This window comes from Streptomyces sp. NPDC038707, assembly GCF_040636485.1.
Classification (GTDB): Bacteria; Actinomycetota; Actinomycetes; order Streptomycetales; family Streptomycetaceae; genus Streptomyces.
This window is the reverse complement of the sequence record NZ_JBEZUP010000024.1, coordinates 1-16,507: the sequence shown is the minus strand read 5'-3', so window position 1 is coordinate 16,507 and position 16,507 is coordinate 1. Positions and strand designations below refer to the sequence as shown.

Annotated in this window: 33 protein-coding genes; 7 read left to right on the top strand and 26 right to left on the bottom strand. The window is 69.7% G+C overall.

Annotated features, from left to right (window positions below; translation table 11 throughout):
• Window positions 1–126 precede the first annotated feature (126 nt).
• The 9 genes from AB0E62_RS27425 to AB0E62_RS27385 all read right to left on the bottom strand — a co-directional run bounded on the left by AB0E62_RS27425 (window position 127) and on the right by AB0E62_RS27385 (window position 4,170).
• Complete coding sequence (locus AB0E62_RS27425; protein WP_362199213.1) at window positions 127–327, bottom strand: hypothetical protein; 201 nt, start codon at window positions 325–327, stop codon at window positions 127–129.
• A complete protein-coding gene (locus tag AB0E62_RS27420) occupies window positions 327–1,640 on the bottom strand; it encodes a phage terminase large subunit (RefSeq protein ID WP_362199210.1) in 1,314 nt (437 codons plus the stop codon). Before AB0E62_RS27420 ends, AB0E62_RS27425 begins: the two co-directional genes overlap by 1 nt.
• The gene (locus AB0E62_RS27415; RefSeq protein ID WP_362199207.1) at window positions 1,637–2,155 is read right to left on the bottom strand and encodes a hypothetical protein; all 519 of its coding nucleotides are present in this window, start codon (window positions 2,153–2,155) and stop codon (window positions 1,637–1,639) included. Before AB0E62_RS27415 ends, AB0E62_RS27420 begins: the two co-directional genes overlap by 4 nt.
• A gap of 147 nt (window positions 2,156–2,302) precedes the next feature.
• The gene (locus tag AB0E62_RS27410) at window positions 2,303–2,488 is read right to left on the bottom strand and encodes a hypothetical protein (protein WP_362199204.1); all 186 of its coding nucleotides are present in this window, start codon (window positions 2,486–2,488) and stop codon (window positions 2,303–2,305) included.
• 26 nt (window positions 2,489–2,514) lie between these two features.
• Window positions 2,515–2,874: a hypothetical protein gene (locus tag AB0E62_RS27405; RefSeq protein ID WP_362199201.1), complete on the bottom strand. Its 360-nt coding sequence runs from the start codon at window positions 2,872–2,874 to the stop codon at window positions 2,515–2,517.
• Window positions 2,875–2,932: 58 nt separating this feature from the next.
• The gene (locus AB0E62_RS27400) at window positions 2,933–3,061 is read right to left on the bottom strand and encodes a hypothetical protein (RefSeq protein WP_362199199.1); all 129 of its coding nucleotides are present in this window, start codon (window positions 3,059–3,061) and stop codon (window positions 2,933–2,935) included.
• Window positions 3,062–3,109: 48 nt separating this feature from the next.
• Complete coding sequence (locus AB0E62_RS27395) at window positions 3,110–3,337, bottom strand: hypothetical protein (RefSeq protein WP_362199196.1); 228 nt, start codon at window positions 3,335–3,337, stop codon at window positions 3,110–3,112.
• A gap of 46 nt (window positions 3,338–3,383) precedes the next feature.
• On the bottom strand, window positions 3,384–3,722 hold the full coding sequence (locus tag AB0E62_RS27390; RefSeq protein WP_362199193.1) for a hypothetical protein: 339 nt from the start codon (window positions 3,720–3,722) through the stop codon (window positions 3,384–3,386).
• 70 nt (window positions 3,723–3,792) lie between these two features.
• Window positions 3,793–4,170: a hypothetical protein gene (locus AB0E62_RS27385; RefSeq protein WP_362199190.1), complete on the bottom strand. Its 378-nt coding sequence runs from the start codon at window positions 4,168–4,170 to the stop codon at window positions 3,793–3,795.
• An 86-nt stretch (window positions 4,171–4,256) separates the two neighbouring features.
• On the opposite strand from AB0E62_RS27385, the gene AB0E62_RS27380 reads away from it, so the two are divergent.
• Both AB0E62_RS27380 and AB0E62_RS27375 read left to right on the top strand, forming a co-directional pair.
• The gene (locus AB0E62_RS27380) at window positions 4,257–4,532 is read left to right on the top strand and encodes a hypothetical protein (RefSeq protein WP_362199188.1); all 276 of its coding nucleotides are present in this window, start codon (window positions 4,257–4,259) and stop codon (window positions 4,530–4,532) included.
• Window positions 4,529–4,681 carry a hypothetical protein gene (locus AB0E62_RS27375; RefSeq protein WP_362199185.1) on the top strand — a complete coding sequence of 51 codons (153 nt, stop codon included), beginning with the start codon at window positions 4,529–4,531 and terminating at the stop codon, window positions 4,679–4,681. Before AB0E62_RS27380 ends, AB0E62_RS27375 begins: the two co-directional genes overlap by 4 nt.
• A gap of 166 nt (window positions 4,682–4,847) precedes the next feature.
• Here the strand turns inward: AB0E62_RS27375 and AB0E62_RS27370 are convergent, their stop codons facing one another.
• Window positions 4,848–5,108, bottom strand: a complete 261-nt coding sequence (locus AB0E62_RS27370) for a hypothetical protein (RefSeq protein ID WP_362199182.1) — start codon at window positions 5,106–5,108, stop codon at window positions 4,848–4,850.
• Window positions 5,109–5,252: 144 nt separating this feature from the next.
• On the opposite strand from AB0E62_RS27370, the gene AB0E62_RS27365 reads away from it, so the two are divergent.
• Entirely contained in the window at window positions 5,253–5,438 is a 186-nt protein-coding gene (locus tag AB0E62_RS27365) for a hypothetical protein (protein ID WP_362199179.1), read from the top strand.
• Window positions 5,439–5,487: 49 nt separating this feature from the next.
• On the opposite strand, the gene AB0E62_RS27360 is transcribed toward AB0E62_RS27365, so the two are convergent.
• From AB0E62_RS27360 to AB0E62_RS27315, 10 genes are all read right to left on the bottom strand, one after another.
• The gene (locus tag AB0E62_RS27360; protein ID WP_362199176.1) at window positions 5,488–5,934 is read right to left on the bottom strand and encodes a hypothetical protein; all 447 of its coding nucleotides are present in this window, start codon (window positions 5,932–5,934) and stop codon (window positions 5,488–5,490) included.
• A gap of 12 nt (window positions 5,935–5,946) precedes the next feature.
• Window positions 5,947–8,022: a hypothetical protein gene (locus tag AB0E62_RS27355; protein WP_362199173.1), complete on the bottom strand. Its 2,076-nt coding sequence runs from the start codon at window positions 8,020–8,022 to the stop codon at window positions 5,947–5,949.
• Between the two features lie 20 nt (window positions 8,023–8,042).
• Entirely contained in the window at window positions 8,043–9,512 is a 1,470-nt protein-coding gene (locus AB0E62_RS27350; protein WP_362199170.1) for a hypothetical protein, read from the bottom strand.
• Between the two features lie 65 nt (window positions 9,513–9,577).
• Complete coding sequence (locus AB0E62_RS27345; protein ID WP_362199167.1) at window positions 9,578–9,709, bottom strand: hypothetical protein; 132 nt, start codon at window positions 9,707–9,709, stop codon at window positions 9,578–9,580.
• Between the two features lie 15 nt (window positions 9,710–9,724).
• On the bottom strand, window positions 9,725–10,720 hold the full coding sequence (locus tag AB0E62_RS27340; RefSeq protein WP_362199164.1) for a hypothetical protein: 996 nt from the start codon (window positions 10,718–10,720) through the stop codon (window positions 9,725–9,727).
• 22 nt (window positions 10,721–10,742) lie between these two features.
• Window positions 10,743–10,943 (bottom strand): hypothetical protein, encoded by a 201-nt coding sequence (locus tag AB0E62_RS27335; protein WP_362199161.1) that lies wholly within the window; start codon window positions 10,941–10,943, stop codon window positions 10,743–10,745.
• Window positions 10,944–11,028: 85 nt separating this feature from the next.
• Window positions 11,029–11,220 (bottom strand): hypothetical protein, encoded by a 192-nt coding sequence (locus tag AB0E62_RS27330; RefSeq protein ID WP_362199158.1) that lies wholly within the window; start codon window positions 11,218–11,220, stop codon window positions 11,029–11,031.
• The gene (locus AB0E62_RS27325; protein ID WP_362199155.1) at window positions 11,220–11,456 is read right to left on the bottom strand and encodes a hypothetical protein; all 237 of its coding nucleotides are present in this window, start codon (window positions 11,454–11,456) and stop codon (window positions 11,220–11,222) included. The genes AB0E62_RS27330 and AB0E62_RS27325 overlap by 1 nt, the downstream gene beginning before the upstream one ends.
• Before the next feature lie 21 nt (window positions 11,457–11,477).
• The gene (locus tag AB0E62_RS27320; protein WP_362199152.1) at window positions 11,478–11,888 is read right to left on the bottom strand and encodes an NUDIX hydrolase; all 411 of its coding nucleotides are present in this window, start codon (window positions 11,886–11,888) and stop codon (window positions 11,478–11,480) included.
• 194 nt (window positions 11,889–12,082) lie between these two features.
• Entirely contained in the window at window positions 12,083–12,277 is a 195-nt protein-coding gene (locus tag AB0E62_RS27315) for a hypothetical protein (protein WP_362199149.1), read from the bottom strand.
• A 284-nt stretch (window positions 12,278–12,561) separates the two neighbouring features.
• Between AB0E62_RS27315 and AB0E62_RS27310 the strand changes: the two genes are divergently transcribed.
• The 4 genes from AB0E62_RS27310 (at window position 12,562) to AB0E62_RS27295 (ending at window position 14,264) form a co-directional block, all read left to right on the top strand.
• Window positions 12,562–12,864: a hypothetical protein gene (locus AB0E62_RS27310; protein WP_362199146.1), complete on the top strand. Its 303-nt coding sequence runs from the start codon at window positions 12,562–12,564 to the stop codon at window positions 12,862–12,864.
• The gene (locus tag AB0E62_RS27305; RefSeq protein WP_362199143.1) at window positions 12,857–13,231 is read left to right on the top strand and encodes a DUF6221 family protein; all 375 of its coding nucleotides are present in this window, start codon (window positions 12,857–12,859) and stop codon (window positions 13,229–13,231) included. Before AB0E62_RS27310 ends, AB0E62_RS27305 begins: the two co-directional genes overlap by 8 nt.
• A 202-nt stretch (window positions 13,232–13,433) precedes the next feature.
• Window positions 13,434–13,955 (top strand): hypothetical protein, encoded by a 522-nt coding sequence (locus AB0E62_RS27300; RefSeq protein ID WP_362199140.1) that lies wholly within the window; start codon window positions 13,434–13,436, stop codon window positions 13,953–13,955.
• 42 nt (window positions 13,956–13,997) lie between these two features.
• Window positions 13,998–14,264: a hypothetical protein gene (locus tag AB0E62_RS27295; protein WP_362199138.1), complete on the top strand. Its 267-nt coding sequence runs from the start codon at window positions 13,998–14,000 to the stop codon at window positions 14,262–14,264.
• 148 nt (window positions 14,265–14,412) lie between these two features.
• Here the strand turns inward: AB0E62_RS27295 and AB0E62_RS27290 are convergent, their stop codons facing one another.
• The 6 genes from AB0E62_RS27290 to AB0E62_RS27265 all read right to left on the bottom strand — a co-directional run bounded on the left by AB0E62_RS27290 (window position 14,413) and on the right by AB0E62_RS27265 (window position 16,316).
• A complete protein-coding gene (locus AB0E62_RS27290) occupies window positions 14,413–14,607 on the bottom strand; it encodes a hypothetical protein (protein ID WP_362199135.1) in 195 nt (64 codons plus the stop codon).
• 67 nt (window positions 14,608–14,674) lie between these two features.
• Entirely contained in the window at window positions 14,675–15,271 is a 597-nt protein-coding gene (locus AB0E62_RS27285) for a DUF6221 family protein (protein ID WP_362199132.1), read from the bottom strand.
• Complete coding sequence (locus tag AB0E62_RS27280; RefSeq protein ID WP_362199129.1) at window positions 15,264–15,560, bottom strand: hypothetical protein; 297 nt, start codon at window positions 15,558–15,560, stop codon at window positions 15,264–15,266. Before AB0E62_RS27280 ends, AB0E62_RS27285 begins: the two co-directional genes overlap by 8 nt.
• Window positions 15,560–15,889: a hypothetical protein gene (locus AB0E62_RS27275; protein ID WP_362199126.1), complete on the bottom strand. Its 330-nt coding sequence runs from the start codon at window positions 15,887–15,889 to the stop codon at window positions 15,560–15,562. Before AB0E62_RS27275 ends, AB0E62_RS27280 begins: the two co-directional genes overlap by 1 nt.
• Entirely contained in the window at window positions 15,886–16,062 is a 177-nt protein-coding gene (locus AB0E62_RS27270) for a hypothetical protein (protein ID WP_362199123.1), read from the bottom strand. The genes AB0E62_RS27275 and AB0E62_RS27270 overlap by 4 nt, the downstream gene beginning before the upstream one ends.
• Window positions 16,059–16,316 (bottom strand): hypothetical protein, encoded by a 258-nt coding sequence (locus tag AB0E62_RS27265; RefSeq protein WP_362199120.1) that lies wholly within the window; start codon window positions 16,314–16,316, stop codon window positions 16,059–16,061. The genes AB0E62_RS27270 and AB0E62_RS27265 overlap by 4 nt, the downstream gene beginning before the upstream one ends.
• Window positions 16,317–16,507 lie beyond the last annotated feature (191 nt).

The window sequence follows — 16,507 nt, the reverse complement described above, 5'->3', positions numbered from 1 at the left end:
AGGATGATCCCAGCCGTGTCAAGCAAGGGCGGCGCCAACTTCCGAAATGCCTGCGCCCACCTGCGGAATTGCTCGTATGGAATGGTCACGGCGGCTCGCTCTCGTTGGGGTGCAGTTGTAGGAGGTTCACATGACGGTGGGTGCGGGTTCCTCGCTCGGCCTGAACACCGCGAGCCCAGTCACCCCTTCCATGACGGCAACCTTCACGCCGGGCAGTACGGCCGTTACCTCGTCAGCGATCCGCTTCAGGTCGTCGTTGCGCTGCGGCTTCTCGAAGCACAGAATCAGCGTGTCGCCAGCGCGCACCATCGGAACGTTGCTCAGCATCACAGCCACCTCACCTTGGTTCGTCCTTGCAGATCCCGCGCCGCGACCATGTAGCGCGCGCTGTCCATCGAGTGGTCGTTGGCCTTCACCGGTTCCTCTTTCAGCCCGGTCTGGTTGCCGGGTTTCACGGCCCAGACGTAGCCGGAGACTTCTTCGGCGAGGCCGATCGGGAGGGACTGCGCGTCCATCTCCGGGTCGCGCTCCAGCAGGGCGTCACGGAAGACGTGCAACCGCGCCTTGCCGTCCGGTTGGACCTTCAGTCGGGACTGCACCGCCTGAATGCCGTCCGACACGCCCTTGTGAGCGGCCTGCGTCGACATGCCGAGCTTCCGCTCCAGCGTCGCCCGGTCTTCAGCGTCGTGGTCGGTGATGACCGCGCGCGGCCTCGGCTGCCCGGCGAGGAGCCGATCCCGGATGACGTCGGCGTGGTCCTCCACCAGCATCCGGGTACGCACCCACTCGCGGATGAGGTAGAGCCGGCCGTCTGGGTCCTCGGCCCACAACTGGGCGACGAACGGGTTGGTGAACCCGAAGTCCACCGTGACGTAGCGGGTCCAGGCCGCGGGCACGACGAACGGTTCGATGACGTGCACCGGCTCGGACCAGCCCTCGTACACCAGGCCCTCGGCGGCGGCCCAGATGCCGTCTCGGTAGCGGAGCCGGCGCACGCCTGTCAACGCGTCGAGCTTGGCCATGTAGTCGACGCCGCGTTCGGTGAGTGTGCCGTCTTCGCGGACGTAGAGGGGGTTGTCGCGGTGCAGGCTGTGCAGCATCCGCATGGTGCCCTCGTCGCACCGCTGTTTGATCCAGTGCTTCGGGTGGTCCGGGTTGCACGCGAGGATGATCTGCCGGTACGTCGGCGCGTTCCCGCGGAGCCGGGTTACCAGTGTCTCCAGCGCGGTGAGGCTGATCTGGGTGGCCTCGTCCACGTAGATCCGTGAGAACTCGGTGCTGAGGAACTTCTCGGGCCGGTCGAGGCCGCCGACGAGGATTTCGGCGCCGTTCGCGAACTGGTACGCGGCAGGCTTCCGCGGGCTGCCGCCGAACCACTTCACGACGCCCTCGGCAAGCGCGGCCGGCGCGACCTGCTGCTCGAACGTCACCAGCGTGCTGCCGGTGAGGCTGGCGTGGGTCTGCCGGACGATCAGCGACCGGCAGCCCGGCACCATCAGCGATGTGTAGAAGGCCTTCTGGAGCATCGCCAGGGACTTCCCGGTGCCTGCTGGCCCGGCGATGCAGATCTCCTGGTCCTTGGCGGAGAGGAGGGTCTTGGCGCCGCCGCGGGGTTCGTATCGGACGACCGTGGCGGTCACACGAGATCCTCGGGGTCGACGCCCACGAGCTGGTAAGTCACGCCACCGGAGACTTCCGTCTTGGCCGGCTGGTCAACGCCGTGGAGTTTGCGGTAGCTCTCGCGGATCCGGAGCGCGGTCTGGATGGCTTGGAGGCGCGGGCCGTCGTCTTCGAGGGGTGCGCCGTCTTCACCGACGACGATCCGGCCGTGGGAGACGACGACGTGGTTCCGGTCGATGATCTCGCGTGCGAGGAGGTACAGGTCATCGAGCTGTTCGGACTCGGTCTGTATCAGCCGCTCGACCGCGGGCCGTATGACGTCCGCCTTGGCGTTCTGGATGGCCCGCCAGGCACCGCCGCGGTCGTAGTAGCCGAACAGGTCAGCGAGTTGCTGAAACGTCGTGCCGGGGTGGTCGGCCATGTACTGGGCTGCTGCGGCGTCGCGGCGGACGGTGTCGATGCCGCGTTGGAATTTGCCGTTGCCGTCGCGTGGGCGGGCTCGGAAGTCGTAGTGGGGGTCGTCGTTGGCGGTCACGGCGGTTCCCCTCTCTTGTGGTTATACGTATAACGGTTGGCGTGGTTTGATGGTAGGTGATGCGTGCAACCGGGGTGGCGGCTACGGGTGGGCGCAGGACGGAGGCCCCGCACTCGGGCGTGTGCGGGGCCTTCAGTTCATTCGGGGTCAGGCGTTGCGGAGTAGGTCGGCATACTCGGCGCGGGTGGCTCCCTCAGGGATGCTGGGGGCCTGGTCGATCTCCTGCTCGGTGGCGGGGCGGCCGAGCTTGCTGGAAAGGCCGATTCGCAGGGCCAGATGGGTCATCGGGGCCTTGGGGCTGACGGACTCCAGGATGCGGGAGAGTTCGGTCATGGGGTTCGTCCTGTCGTGTCGGGCGGTCAGGCGGTGGGCTTGATGACGGCGAGCAGGGCGCGGAGCTGGTCCGTTGTCAGCTCGGGGCGAATCCTGTGCTCGATGTTGATCCCAGCGGCCAGCAGCTCCATGAACAGGTTCGCGCGCTGCTTCAGCTCGTCGTACTGCTCCGGCGTGTACAGGCGCTCCCGGGCGCCGTACTGGCTGTCCTCGACACCGTCGCGGTGGAAGCGTCCGCTGTACTCGCGGCCGTCCTGCCGCGCGACGTACAGGTACTTGCGACCGATCCGGGCCACGGTGACAGGCTCGTCGCTGCGGTAGCGGTTGCCGGTCGTGAGGATCAGCGGGTCACCGACCTTGACGTCGAGCAGTCCGGTCTCGGCCATGGTGGGGTCCTTTCGTGGCGGTGGGTTGAGCGTATGGCGGGGGTCAAGCGCGACGGGGTCAGATCGGGTTGCCGTCGCAGTCGTGGTAGCCGTCGCTGCTGCGGTGGATACCGAGGCACTCCTCGTGCTCCTCGTGCTCCTCGTGCTCGTCGAAGTCGTCGTGGTCGACGGCGGGGACGATCTGCATGGCGGACTCCTAGGCGGCGAGAGCGAGGCGGGCGGCGGCGGTGCGGTCCTACTCGGCGAGGTTCGTGGTGGCGATGTAGTAGCCGGATCGCGTCCAGCGGCGACGGCGGTCGGCGCGGTGCAGCACCTCCCAACGCTCGTGGTCGGGCTCGTAGAAGTAGGCGAAGTCGACGTACCGCATGCCCTCTGTCGCGGCCTGGAGGGCGGCGTCCTTCGCGTCGTCGCGGGTGCGGTGGAGGCTGAGGAGCCGGTTGTCGTGGATGACGGCGTAGAGCATGTCGTTCTCCGTTCCGGGGCGGCGCGGCGATTGTTGCCGGCTCCCGTCAGGCGGCCAACGTGAGGCGGGCGCGGGCGGCCTTGTACTCGGCGCGGCGGGGCCGGTACACGGTGGCGATCCGGGCGACCTCGGCCGGGCTGTACCGCATGCACTGGCGGGCGCGGCCGTGGGTGTAGCTGGTTCCGGGCGTGCCGGTGACGTTCGCCTTGGCGGCGTTCCTGCGGAGGGAGCCGGCGACCGAGCGAGCCTCGCGGACGGGGAGGCCGGCGGCGAGGCAGTGGGTGGCGAGAGTGCCGGTGCCCTGGCGGCGGATCTTCGCGGCGGCCTGGTGCTGGGTGCGGCGGGCGCGGAGGGCGGCACGGCGGGTGCGGTTGGCGGCGATCATCTGGTCCCCCTGAGCAGTGTGCGAGTGGCCGAGCGGGGCCCGGCCTGGTGGCGGCCGGGCTGTGGGTGGGTCAGGCGGCCTGGGCGTAGAGGCGGCAGGCCATGTCGGCGAAGAAGCGCTCACCCTGGCCGACGTTGGTGATCTCGGCGTCGACCATCTCGCCGAGCAGGGCGCAGAACTGCCAGGGCGACAGGGCGTTGATGTGAGAGGTCACGTTGGCGTTGGCCCGGTAGCCAGCGATGTGCTTGTTGTAGGACTGCCAGGCTCCGAAGGCTGCGCGGAACAGTTCCTCGCGTTCGGGGCTGTACCAACCGGCGTCGAACACCGCGTGCTGGATGCATTCCAGGATGTCGGCGTGAAGGTCGATGCCCTTGCGGATGCGGCGGGTGCGGGTGCCGATGCCGAGGTTGCTCCGCATGGTCTTCGCGAACTGCTGTCCCTTGGTCATTTCCGTCTCCCCTGCTCGCGCTTCCTTATACCCACTACGTTAGGCCAAGCCAGATTGGCATGTCAAGCGTGTTTGGCCTACTAGGCATGGCCAATCTGGTCTGGCATTCTGGGGAGGTGAAGGAAGCCGAGATCAAAGCCATCGCCACCGACTACGAGGAAGCCGCCGAACGCCTCCTCGAAGAACGCGACGCCAAGCTCCGCGCCGCCGTAGACGCCGGCTGGAAGCAAGCCGACCTCGTCCGCATCACCGGGTACAGCCGCGAGACGATCCGGCAGGCGCTCAACCCGGAGATCCGGGCCCAGCTCCGCGCCCGTCGTGCAGCCAAGCGCCCGGCGAGCAGCGAGGAGAAGACCGCATGAGCGAGGAGCAGTTCGCCGAGCTGCGCGAGACGACGCGCCAGCAGATCCTTGCCGCCTACGGCCTGCCGACGGAACTCACCGACGCGTGGCAGGAGAACCACGCGGCCAGCGCGGGCCCGGTGCGCCCGGACGAGGAGCCCACCACATGAACAGTGACGCCGACGGCCCCGAGCGGTCACCCGAACCGCAACGCGGCGACTGGCTCGCCGACTACCTCGAATGGAAAGCCGAAAATGGCATGTGGGACGACGAGCCCACAGCATGACGACGGCCCCGCCCGGGACGCTCCGGCGCGGGGCCGCTGTGCGCCTGTGGTCAGACCGGGTAGTCGTCGCCCAACACCTCACGCCGGGCGGCAGCCGCGCGCCGGTTCAGGGCGCCGGTCATCCGGACCAAGGCCACTGTGAGCGCCACGAAGACCGCGACGACGAGCACCTGGGTGACAACGCTGACGACCGCAACGTTCCGGGTGGCGCTGGCGATGATCAGCATGATCACGTTACCCGCCAGCCACGCGAACCAGAGCCGCATCTTCTCCACGCGCACCGCGCGCTGCACTTCGCTGTAACTGGGCATCGATCCCCCCGGGATGGCGGCTGGTGTTCCGCCGCATCATCCGCTGCCGTACAGGCCACGTGAAGCCGTCGTCACCACTCTGTGACCGACCCTCGTTCGAGCGAACCGGTAGCCCCACCCCCGCGCCCCAGGCACACTGCTGCCATGGCGATCAGGTACGGAGTCCAGGCCGACACCCGCGAGGAATGCATGACCGCGCTCCAGGAACTCTGCGAGCGACTCGGCGCCCGCCCATCGGCCCTGCCATCCGATACGTTCGGCAACGGCTGGCTCGCCCGCGCCCGCCCCATCCCGCCGGCCGACCGCGGGGCCGAGCCCGGACAGCAGTAGGCCCCGCCGTCGACCGGGGCGACGGCGGGGCGCGATACCAGTGTGGCAGTCAACTGCCGTTCTTGACGTCGGTCCGGCCAAACCACTGCTGGTGGACGTGCGTCGTGTTGCGGACGTTCACCACGCTCCGCCCGCGCAAACTGCTCGCGGCGAGGAGTAGAACCACCAGGATCGCGAGCCCGCTCGTCCCCATCATCGTCACCCCGGCGGCCAGCTGGCCAAGCCCGAAGCCGACGCCAGCCCCGGCCGCACCAACACCCAAGCCGCCGGCCAGCATGCGCTGCGCGAGCGGATCGAGGACCGGCTGCCGCGTCATGTCCCGCGGTTCCGCTGGGGCGACGGGCTGTAGTTGGGAGCGGCGCATCGGGACCATCTCCCCGTAGGCGTTGGGTACCCAGGCGACCGGGTCGCGGTCGTCGTGCAGTTCGATGCCGGCTGGGCGCAGGGGCTGTCCAGGCTGTGTGTAGCGCTGGTACTGCTCAGGTAGCGCAGACATGGCGGGGACTCCTCAGCTGTCGGTGGGGCGGATGGCATAGCGGCCGAACTTGGGCTTGTGTACGCGGGGGTCGGAGCCCAGCCAGCGCCCGATCGTCGCCGCGTGCGGAACCTCCAGGTCGGGGTGTTGCCGAGCGAACACGTCGCGGATCGCTTCTGGGCCGATGCCGCCCGGTCCGGCCTTCTCAACGATGGCGACGACCATCTCGCGGCGCGGATCGCCGTCCTCGCCAGCCTGCGGCTGCGGGTCGGCTGTGGGCTGCTTCCACGTCAGGCCGCCACCGGCGAGGATCTCCTGGAACCGAGCGTCGAGATCGCCGTCACGGGCGGCGGTCTCATTCATCGCCTCGTGCAGGCGGCGTCGTGCGGCCTCGGCCTCATCAATGGTCTTCTGTGCGTCGCCTCCGGTCGGGGTGGTGCCCCAGCCGGCGGTGACCCCGCGACCGCGCGGCTGAGCAGCGGGAGCCGGCTGTTCGGTGGCCTGCGCTGGGGTGGTCCCGCCGAAGAGGTGGTCGGTGCCGATCCACCGCTGCTCGTAGGCCTCGCCCGCCGCGCGGCGGGACAGCTCGTCCAGCTCCGGGTGACGGTCGGCTGTTGCCTTGACGATGTCGAGGATCTGTGAGGGCCGCATCCGGTACACCTTGAGTGGGTGGACCTGGTTGTCGCCGTCCCGAACCAGCGCGCACCCTGGGTATGGGGCGTCTTCTGCGTTGGCGTTGTGGTTGTAGCCAAAAAAATAGTTCAGCTCCGCGTCGTCGGCGACCTTCATGCCGGCCTTGAACGTGGACTGCTTGAGGATCTGCGGGTCGGCGAGGACGTCCTGGGTGGCGCGGAGTCCGGACGTGGTCTCGTTGACGGCGGCTGCGCGGGCGATCTCCAGGGTCTGGATCAGGTTGTCGGCGATGGCGCGCAGTGTGTCGTTGCGCCGTGAGCGGGTGGAGAAGACCTCTGCGCCTTCGTCGTTGAAGACGCGGATCTCCGGCACATCGGCGTCCACCGGCAACTTGTCGTCGTTCGCGGCGATCTCCCGCTCCTGGTAGCCGACCTTCCGGGCCTTCGCGATCCGCACCAGCGCGGCAGCCATGGCGAGCGCCTTCTCCGGGGTGTCGGCCACCCAGTCGATCGGCGGCCGACCCGGCTTGCCTGCGGCGGCCCACGCGCGCATCCACTTCAGGGCGAGGCCGCCACCGTTGAGGTCGATGACCCAGGTGATCGAGTCGACCATGCGGCACTGGTTGGCGATCATCACGTTGAGCAGGTTCGTCTTCCCGGAGCCACGCTGGCCGACGACCAGCATGGACGCCTGCCTGTTGACGGGGCCTTCGGCCGCGCCGTCGCGGAGGACTCCCAGCGGGGCAGGCTCGTTGACGGTGAGCGGCGAGTAGTCGTCGGGGTAGTACACGTCCTCGATGAGCCGGTTCACGGTCGAGACGTGGATGAGGACAGCGCCGCGGTGCGCACCGGGCCCGACCTCAACACCGCAGCCTTCCGGCAGGCGGGCGTCGGAGGCGAGCTGGTCGCGGTAGGTCGCGATGTCCTTCCACCGGGTACCACCCGCGCCGCACTCGCCGTCCAAGCTGAACCCGCCGCCGGACTCCCACATCTCAACCCCGACGATCTGCACGACCGCCCCAGCGCAGACGCGGACGATGCGGTCCTCCCACTCGTCCGCGACCTGCTTGCGCTTCCCGTCGAGAGTGGCCCGCCGCGCGGCGGCCTCGGCCTCGACGCGCTTCTCCTCGGCCTTCTCCTCAACGTGGTGCGCGCCCGCCATCGCCGCACCCAGACCGAGGACGCCGGCGAGGAGACTGCCCATGCCCCACTGCGACCAGGGTCCTTGGGCGATGGCCCAGGAGCACCAGCCGCCCGCACCGAGCCAGCCCGCGGCCCGTAGGGCGAGCGTGGCGTTGGTGACCTTGTGGCGGCGGCCGGCGATGTGGCTGCCCACGGCGCCGGCGCCAGCGGTGAGGGCGGCCCACTCCCAGGGCATGGCGAGGGTGTGGCCGGCGTAGCCGACGGCGAGGGTGGCGAGGCCGGTGTTGATGGATCCGGTGACGGGGCCGTGCTTGGCGTCCCAGTCGGCTTTCACGACAGTGCTCCTGGTCGGGGTTAGAGGTTGGCGGAGACGTCCCACATGCGCTCGCCGTGGCGGGGGTTCTCCAGGCGGGCGATGTCGACGTCGTGGAGCTGGCGGAACGCGGGCGTGAGTTCGGAGGCGAGTTCGGCGGCCTTGAGTTGCAGGCCGTGGATCTGCCGCATGATCTCGACAATGTTCGGGTGGAGCGGCCAGTTCGCGTCCGCGTTCTCGACGGTGGTCTTCAGCGCCTCGGCGTGGATCCGCAGGGCCTCCTCCAGACCGGCGAAGTCCTGGCCGACTTGGAGCATCCCTTGCGGCTGGTAGGCGGCGGCGGCTCGGGCCATCTCGGTGGCGGCGGCGACGAAGTGGTGTCCTCCGGACACGGTTCCTCCAGTGGTTGTGGTCGGGGTGGGTGTTGTGGGGCGCCGCACGGTCGCGGCGATGGCCGGTTCCGTGGTGGCGTCCTGCTCGGCCTTGGTGCGCTGCTTGCGGCGTCGCTTCCATACGGCCTTCAGCCGGTCGAGGGCGGCGGCACGCCCGTGGCCGAGGAGCGTCCAGGCGCTGGCGCCGAGCGCGCAGATGCCGTCCCACAGTGCGCCGCGGGCGCGGCGGGCCTGCTTCGCGGCGGCCTTGCTGGCGCGGGTGACGAGGGGCCGTCCGGCGCGGTAGGCGGCGCGGGCGACCCGGCCGGCGGCGGCCTTGAGGGCGTGGCCCTTGCCGCTGCTACCGGCCGCGGTGGTGGTGCCTTTGGCGGCGCGCTGCTTGGCGGCCTGCTTCAGTGCCTTCTGCGCTGCCTTCTCTGCGGCCCGCTGCTGCTGCCGCTTGCTCGGCCGGTCGTGCTTGTCGCCGCGGCGGTGGCGGCCCGGCCCGTCGTGGCGGCCGACGCTGCTCTTGCGGAGCGCGCTACCGGCGTTGCGGAGGAGACCGCCACGTGACCGCCCGACGCCACCGGTGCCGCTACCCGACCCGCCACGCGAGCCCAGCCCGGATGAGGCGCCACCGCTACGTGGCAGCCCGCCACGACTGGCGCTACCCGGACGCTTGACGCCGCCGCTACGGCCGCTACGCGACCCGCCACCGGACCCGCTACCGCTACGGTTTCCACTGGTCCCGGATCCGCTACGCAGGCCGCTACCACCGGCGCTACGCAGCCTCTGCGTCGTGGCGCGACCGGCCTGCACCGTGGCGCGCCGGCGGAGTGCGGCAGCCGTAGCGCCCGCCACGATCACCGCGCCGGTAGCAGCCGCGGCGGCCGGCCCGCCGACGCTGTACGCGGCGGTCGCGGTCAGGGTTGTGGCGTTGCTGGCGCCTGCGAGGACGGGGGCCATGGGCAGGCCGCGGGTGCGGCGCTGTCGGGTCCGCTGTTCGGGCAGTTCGGGGACGGGCCACTCGGACGGCCAGGCCAGGACGGGGGACGGCCGGGCACTGTCGTGTGTGGGGGGATCGGGTTGCGCGTCGCTTGTGGTGGGCGTCTTCTCGGGGGCGGTCTTGGTGCGGGCCACGGGGGTGCTCCGTTCACTGTGACTGTGACTGCAGTCGGACTCTGATCGGGTGGTGTTGTTGCTGGTCAGGGGCCGGTCGGGGGGCGAGTCTGACTGCGACTGCAGTCACGGTCACGGCGGGCGGCGTCGTCGGCGTGGGCCATGACGAGGAAGACGACCACGATCAGGAACCAGGCGATTGCGGCGGCGAGCAGCATGTGAGTCCTTCGGTGTCAGGCGGCGCGGGGGCCGGGTAGGGCGGGGTTCTCGGCTTCGACCTGGCGGCGGATCTTCCCCGCCTGCGCGCGGGAGTTCGGCAGCTGGGCCTCGCCCAGCGCGGTGACAATCGCGCCCTCGGTGGGCCGGTGGCCGAGCTGCAGCCACAGGGAGCGGACGACGTACTGCGGGGTGCCCGGTTCGTAGGCCGGCACTGTCTGCTCTGCCGTGGCGTCCGCGATGGTGGCGGTCTCGGCGGGTGGCGTGGCGATCTTCTCTGGCGTGGTGGCGCGCGATGGCTTCGGTGTAGCAGGGGTGGCCGCTACCGAGCGGTGAGTGGCGGCCGGGGTGGCGGTCGGCGCTACGGCCGGGAGAGCGGGGACGCTACTGAACATGGCGGCGAGCGCGGTGTTGGCGCCGTCAACGATTCGGGTGTTCTGTACGTCTGTGAGGGCGCTACCGAGTGTGGCGTCGCTATCGCCGAGTCGGCCCATGAGGCGCCACGCCGCGAGCGCCGACGCCTTCCGTACCCACAGCCAGGGGTGGCGTTCGGCGCGCGCTCGGTGGTAGGCGATCCGCCGGAGCACGGCGGCGTTGCGGCGCTGCGCCTCGATGTCTACGCCGGTGCGGTGCACGACGATCCGGCGGGCGAGGAAGCTGATGCCCTCAGCGGACGCGGTCATCGCGAGCGGGGTGAGGGCGAACACGACGGCCTCGGTTGCGGTCGGGGCGATCGTCAAGCCCATGACGGAGGCGGCGGCCGGCAGGAGCCACAGTGCGGCGCGGATGGCGAGGGGCGCGGCCTGGCCGAGCATGGTGACGCCGATCATGACGAGGGCGGCGACGAGGGTGGCGCCTTCGCCGGCGGCGACGACGCCGAGAGCGGTCTCTTTGCGGTGGAGGACGGAGCCGGCGTTTGCGTAGGTGCCGATGGCTCCGCCGATACCGACGGCGATCATCGGGATGGTGGCGATGACGAGGACGGCGATCTGTCCTGTGGTCAGCTTCTTCACGGTGACGGCTCCGTGGAACGGGCTAGCGGTAGCGCCAGGCGGTGGCGGCGAGACCGGCGGCAATCAGGGTGGGGACGGTGAGTTGGGCGTAGAGGCCCGCGATGGTGCAGAGGGTGAAGCCCCAGCGGGCGACGGGCGAGCAGAGGGTGTCGGCGAGGGGGGAGCGGGCGCGGAGGCGTTGCCGGCGGCGTCTGCATTGGGGGCACGGCTTGCGACGGACCATGGCTGACTGCTTCTTCTCGTGGGGTGGCTGGTCGGATCTCCAGGGCGCCCGTGCGAGACGGACGCCGAGGGCTACCGGCTGGCCGTTAGCGGTTCTTCTTCCGCTGCTCCCACTCCTCCTCGGTTTGGTCGAGCCACTGCTGGAACTTGGCGTCGGACTGGGCGCGGTAGGCGCCGGCGGTGACGGGCTGACCGTCCTTGTCGGCCTGGATGCCGGCGAAGCCGGTGCTGGTGCTGTCCTTGAGGAGTTCGTCGGCTTTACGGCTGAAGATGCCCATCACTGCTCCCACGTGAAGTTGAGGGCCTTGCGCGCGGCTGCCTCGTTCTGCTCGGCCTGCTTGATCTCGTCCTTGACGGCGGCTTGCTCGGCGGCGCGCTCGTGGTTGACGGAGGCGAAGACGCTGCGGCGCTCCTGGCTGTAGGCGGCGTCCAGGTCCCGCCGGGCCTGACGCCAGGCGGTGTGCTTCTGCTCGTAGTCGCTCTGCTCGGAGCTGCTGCGGCTGAACCAGCCCATGGTGGGTTCCTCTCTGGTGGGTCAAGCGGTGATGGTGGCGAGGATGTCGGCGTGGTCGAACGCGAGCGGCGGAAGGTCGCTCAGGGGCCACCACTGGGCGCGGGTCGCGTCATCACCGGCCTCGATGATCGTGCCGGGCAGGACGGTGAGGCGGTAGGCGACGGTGACGTACCGGCCGCGCGGGTCACGGCCGGGGGCGTCGAACGTGCCGACCTGGACCAGCTCCTCCGGCGCCGCGTACACGCCCGCCTCTTCGGCCAGCTCACGCGCGGCGGCGGCCCGGCTCGTCTCGCCCGGGTCGACGTGGCCGCCGGGCAGCGCCCACGCGCCCTTGTGGGGGTCCCAGCCACGCTCGATCAGCAGGACGTACCCGTCGGTCGTGGTGACGACGACATCGGCGGTGTAGCGGATGGTCTCGAACGTCTCGGTCATGACGGTCCTCACGGTGCGGTTGGTGCCGGGCCGGCGGGACGAGGGGGTTGGTGGTCGCCGGCCCGGCGGTCTGATGGGTTAGCGGGTGCTGCGTCCGTTGCAGCCGGTGCAGGGTCGCCAGACGGTGACGTGTCCGCCGTCGGGTTTGGGGGTGGTTTCGGGGTAGCCGCCTTGGCCGCCGCAGCCGGTGCAGGTCATCGGGTGGCCTCCGGGTCGCCGTAGTTCTCGGGGAGGCCGTGGCGGCGGAGCCACTCGCCCTCGTAGTCGTTGCGGCCGACGGCCGCGAAGGTGGCGCGGGCGTCGTTGACCTCGTCGTCGGTCATCTCGGGCGTGATCTTGTGAGCCCAGGTTTTGCCGGTGAGGTCGGGCCAGCGGTCTGCGGATCCCATCACTTCACCTCCGGGCGAGGGCCTGCTGTGCGGCGGGCGTGAGGGGCGCGGTGCGGGGGCTGGGCTGTGCCGGTTGGGGCTGGGTACGATCGGGCACGGTCTCTCCTGGTCTGATCAGGGGCGACTGGCCCCGGCGGAGGTGGTGCTCCGACCGGGGCGTACTTGTTGGTGCACGAGACCGAGCGCGGCCTCGCCCGACCAAGGTAAACCCTAGGGTTGAAGGCTCGCAACCCTAGGGCTTAACCTCGTGTTGGTCGCGCTCGCGCAGAGGAAGGAGCGCGGGAGTGACAGACAACCGCGAGGAGGTGAGACGCCTGGTGGAAGCCATCGAGGCGTTCGAGGCCATCGAAGATGACGAGGCGTGCGCCAAGGCTGTATCGGAGGCGCTGGCTCAGTGGCCGGACCACCACTCGAAGCTGCGTGCGCTTCGGCAACAGCGTGTCCAGGCGCTGAAGGTGCAGGGCAAGACGTGGGCGCAGATCGGGGAACTCCTCGGCGGGATCAGCGCTGCGCGCGCCCAGCAGATCGGTGCCGGGTTGAGCGGGGCGACCCGGAAGAAGCAGCAGCGGGAGGCGTCGGATGGATGAGCTGGTGGAGTTCCTGCGGGCCCGGCTGGACGAGGACGAGCAGATCGCGGGGGTGGCCGCCGGGTTGCAAGCCGACCCGGAGAACGGTTGGGGCGTCAGCGGACACGCGATCACGCCCCATATCGGTGTCGTGCACGAGGATGAGGCGCGGATGCACATCGCTCGTCATGATCCGGCGCGTGTCCTGCGCGAGGCCGACGCGAAGCGACAGGTGATCCGCGAGTGGGAGGACGCCCGTGCTACCGCCGAGGCCGACCAAGGTGACGTGTCCGCACGGGTGGCATTGCTGGCCTTCACGATCACACTGAGTGCACTCGCTTCTGTGTACGCCGATCACCCGGACTACCGCGAGGAGTGGCGGCCGTAGCCGTGCCCCAAGCGTGCGAGAGCCCCCGAGACCTGGACTCGGGGGCTCTCTGGTGTCCTCCGCCCCGAGCCTTCCCAGGCTGAGAGCAACCGCCGCCGGTGCGCGAGCAGCGTGTCCGCCCGGCAGCACTTCCAGCATCACCCCCGTGTCAAGTTTCCAGTTTCCGGCTGCTGAACGCGTTGGGTGGTGAACGATGACCGTCATGGCACGTAAGAAGATCCGGCCTCTGGGGCACTGCTCTCGCTGCACTCGGGCTTGCTGGAAAGATGCCGACGACTTTCACCGCTGGAACGCCACGATGAACCGAAGCGTTCTCGTGGGCCTGGTCTGCCCGGAATGCCAGACGGCGGAGGAGCACATCGAGGCGGAGGTGAAAGAGGCCACGCTCGACTACGCGAGCGCGGTACCGGACGCTTCGGGACGACCAATCGTTGCACCAATCGTTAAGACCGACGAGTCGGTCCACCCATCCGGTCGACCAAGCATGCCGGTGTCAGTGCCTGCTGGCAGGCTTACCCGTATGCCTGTGGTGATCGTGTACCCGCCCGACGAGCAGGGCGGCCGACGTGTCCGTGTCGATGGGGAGATCTCGGGCCGCGCGCTCGGACTGAAGGATGTGGTCGAGTTCCTGCGGCGGGCCGGCGCGGACGTCGAGGACACGGACGTAGTGCGCGCGGACTGGATCGAGTGGCGAGGCGGCGGGCCGGACATGTGGGAGCACTGACCGGGGCTGTCTGCCGGGCGGGTGACACGGTGCGATAATCCCGTGCCGTCGGCGGCGGCCGGCCGTTGGCAGGGCATGGAGCCGGTAGACGAGGAACTGTCGAAGTTGCTGGACGAGGGCGGGGATTTGATGCCGCTGCTGACGTTCGGGGAAGCGCGTGCGCTGCACTACGTCGCCCACCTGTTGGGCCTCGGTGATGCTGTGGCGGCGGATGCTGCTCGGGAATTGGAAACGCGGTTGGAGCGTCGGCTCAAGGTGATGTTCCCGGGGCAGGACATCCTGCTGAAGGCGGCGTACTACGACTACTGACGCACGACCGCCCCGTCTCAACCGTGGAGACGGGGCGGAAGGCGGTGCGCCGGGTAGCTACTCCGGTGCTTGGCAGCCGATCGGTCGACACCACCCTGGGTGCCGTACTGCCACGCTCAGGATGCCACGGGCGTCAAGCCGGGGCCGGTCAGCTCTTGCCGTGGACGACGAGGGCGTACACCTCGGCCAGCACCTTGAGGCGGGTGGACAGGTGATCGACGGGGCCGCCTTCTTTCTTCACTGCCTCGACTTGTTCCGTGATCGCGTCGAGGAGGGCCTTGGCGGCGGTCTTCTGGGCGTCGTACTTGCTGTTGCTGGCGACGTGGTCGTGCAGGCTACTCATGTTCACCTCGTTGCGGGTGGTTCGGGTGGCGTTGCTGTATACGTCTGCGTCGGGTGGGTTGGTTCCGTTACGGGGTCCGCCAGTTGGGTCCGCGGAGTGCGGGCGGGACGCTGCTCGTCGGCTGCGCGGTGAGCAGGCGCATGATTGCGTTGAGGTGGGCGGGCGGAGGCACGTCGGCGCGCTCGGGCCGCAGCGGGGGTACGGGCTGGTCGAGGCTGGCAAGGATCTTGTCGGTGAGGCCGTGCGCGTAGGCCAGGTCGAGCAACTCGGGGCATTCGTTGAGGTTGTCGGTCTCGGGGAGTTCCATGTCCCCGTAGGTGCCGCAGCCCTTGCATGCGGGTTCGTAGTGGACGTCGGGATCAAGCCGGTGGCGGGCGAGGACGCGCCGGTCGGCTTCGCAGCGGCGGAGCACCGCCTCGGGGTCGTGGTGGACGATGTGCTCGGCCATGAACATGCCTTCGTAGGAGCGGTTCCACCGTCTCCCGATCTTCCGCTTCAGGTCCGGGTGCGGATCGTCGACCACGAGGATGCGGCCGTCCGTCGTCTCGTCGCCGAAGGTCCACGACGGTGCGGCGGGGTGGCAGCCGCACAGCTCAGCAGCCTTGCGCGCGAGACGCTCGACCTCTTCGATCTGCTGGGTGATCCAGCCGTGCAGGTCAGGCATCGGGCTGCTCCCTTCCCGCGTCCATGAAGGCACGGAAGTACTCGGTCATCTCCTCGACGCTCGGCGGCGGTACGGCGTCTGGGTTGCTCGGTCGGCAGTGCACGTAGCCGGGGCGGATGGTGGCGTCGTAGACGAGCGGCCAGCCCATGGCGCGTGCTGCGGTCATGAGTTCGGGTGTGGCTCGCGGCTCGTCCTCCTTGGGGCGGAGGATGTCGATGAGCAGGTCGAGGGTTGCGGGTTCGGCAGCAATCTCTTGCACGGGTTCGGTGCGTACGAAGAGAAGTTCCATCACTGCTCCTGGTGGTTGGTTGCTCGGGTCGCTGCCGCCGGCGCGCGCTGGTCGAGGACGGCGCTCAGTCGGCGGCCGATCTCGCGTTCGGTCTGGGTCTGCCCCGCCATGAACAGCTCGCTGGCGATCATGCGGACGTCGGCGAGTGCGGCTTCGGCGCGCGCGGCTCGGGCTCGCTGCTCCTCGTAGGCCTCGGGTGGTGGTGTGGCGTCGCCGCGCCCGCAGTGCTCGCAGTAGCCGCGTGCCACGGCGCGGAGCGTGTCGAGGGCGTTGTACAGCTGGTCGAGTTCGGTGTCGGTGATCGTGGACGCGGTCCGGCGGTCGGTCACGGCTGCTCCTTGATGCTCGGCTTCTGTCCGGCTCCCTTGCAGCGGTAGGCGCGGGGGCGGAGGTATCCGCTGCCAGCGGGCCCGCCGTGGTGGCGGATGGTGCCGTTCTTCGTGAGGTTCATCTCGCGGCGACAGACGGGGCAGGTGCCGCGTCCGTGGGGGCTCTCGGTCACTTCTGCCTCCTGGCCACGGCGGTCGTCCAGCGGGTGACGGGCGGCCGGCATCCGACCTGGGTGACGTAGTCGATGACGTCACCGATCTTGCCGATCTCAAGGTCCCTGTCGGCCAGGGCGAGCTTGGCGACCAAGCTCACGAGTGCGGGGATGGTGTGCTCGGTGATCTCGCCGGTGGTGTAGAGGCGGTGGATGGGGCTGCCGAAGTGGCCGAAGTGGGGGCGGAGGATGTCGCGGATCTGCTGCTCGTTCACGTGTTGCTCCTGGTGGTGGGCCCGCCCGGGTGTGCCGGGCGGGCGGCGGGCTACGGCTGGGCGTTGATGGCGCGGGCCACGGCGAGGGCGCGGACCAGGTGGGTCGGATGGGCTGGGGTGTCGCCGACGTTGAGGTACTGCACTGCGGTCTCCAGCAGTGCGATGAGGGGGTCCCTGAAGTCGAGATTGAC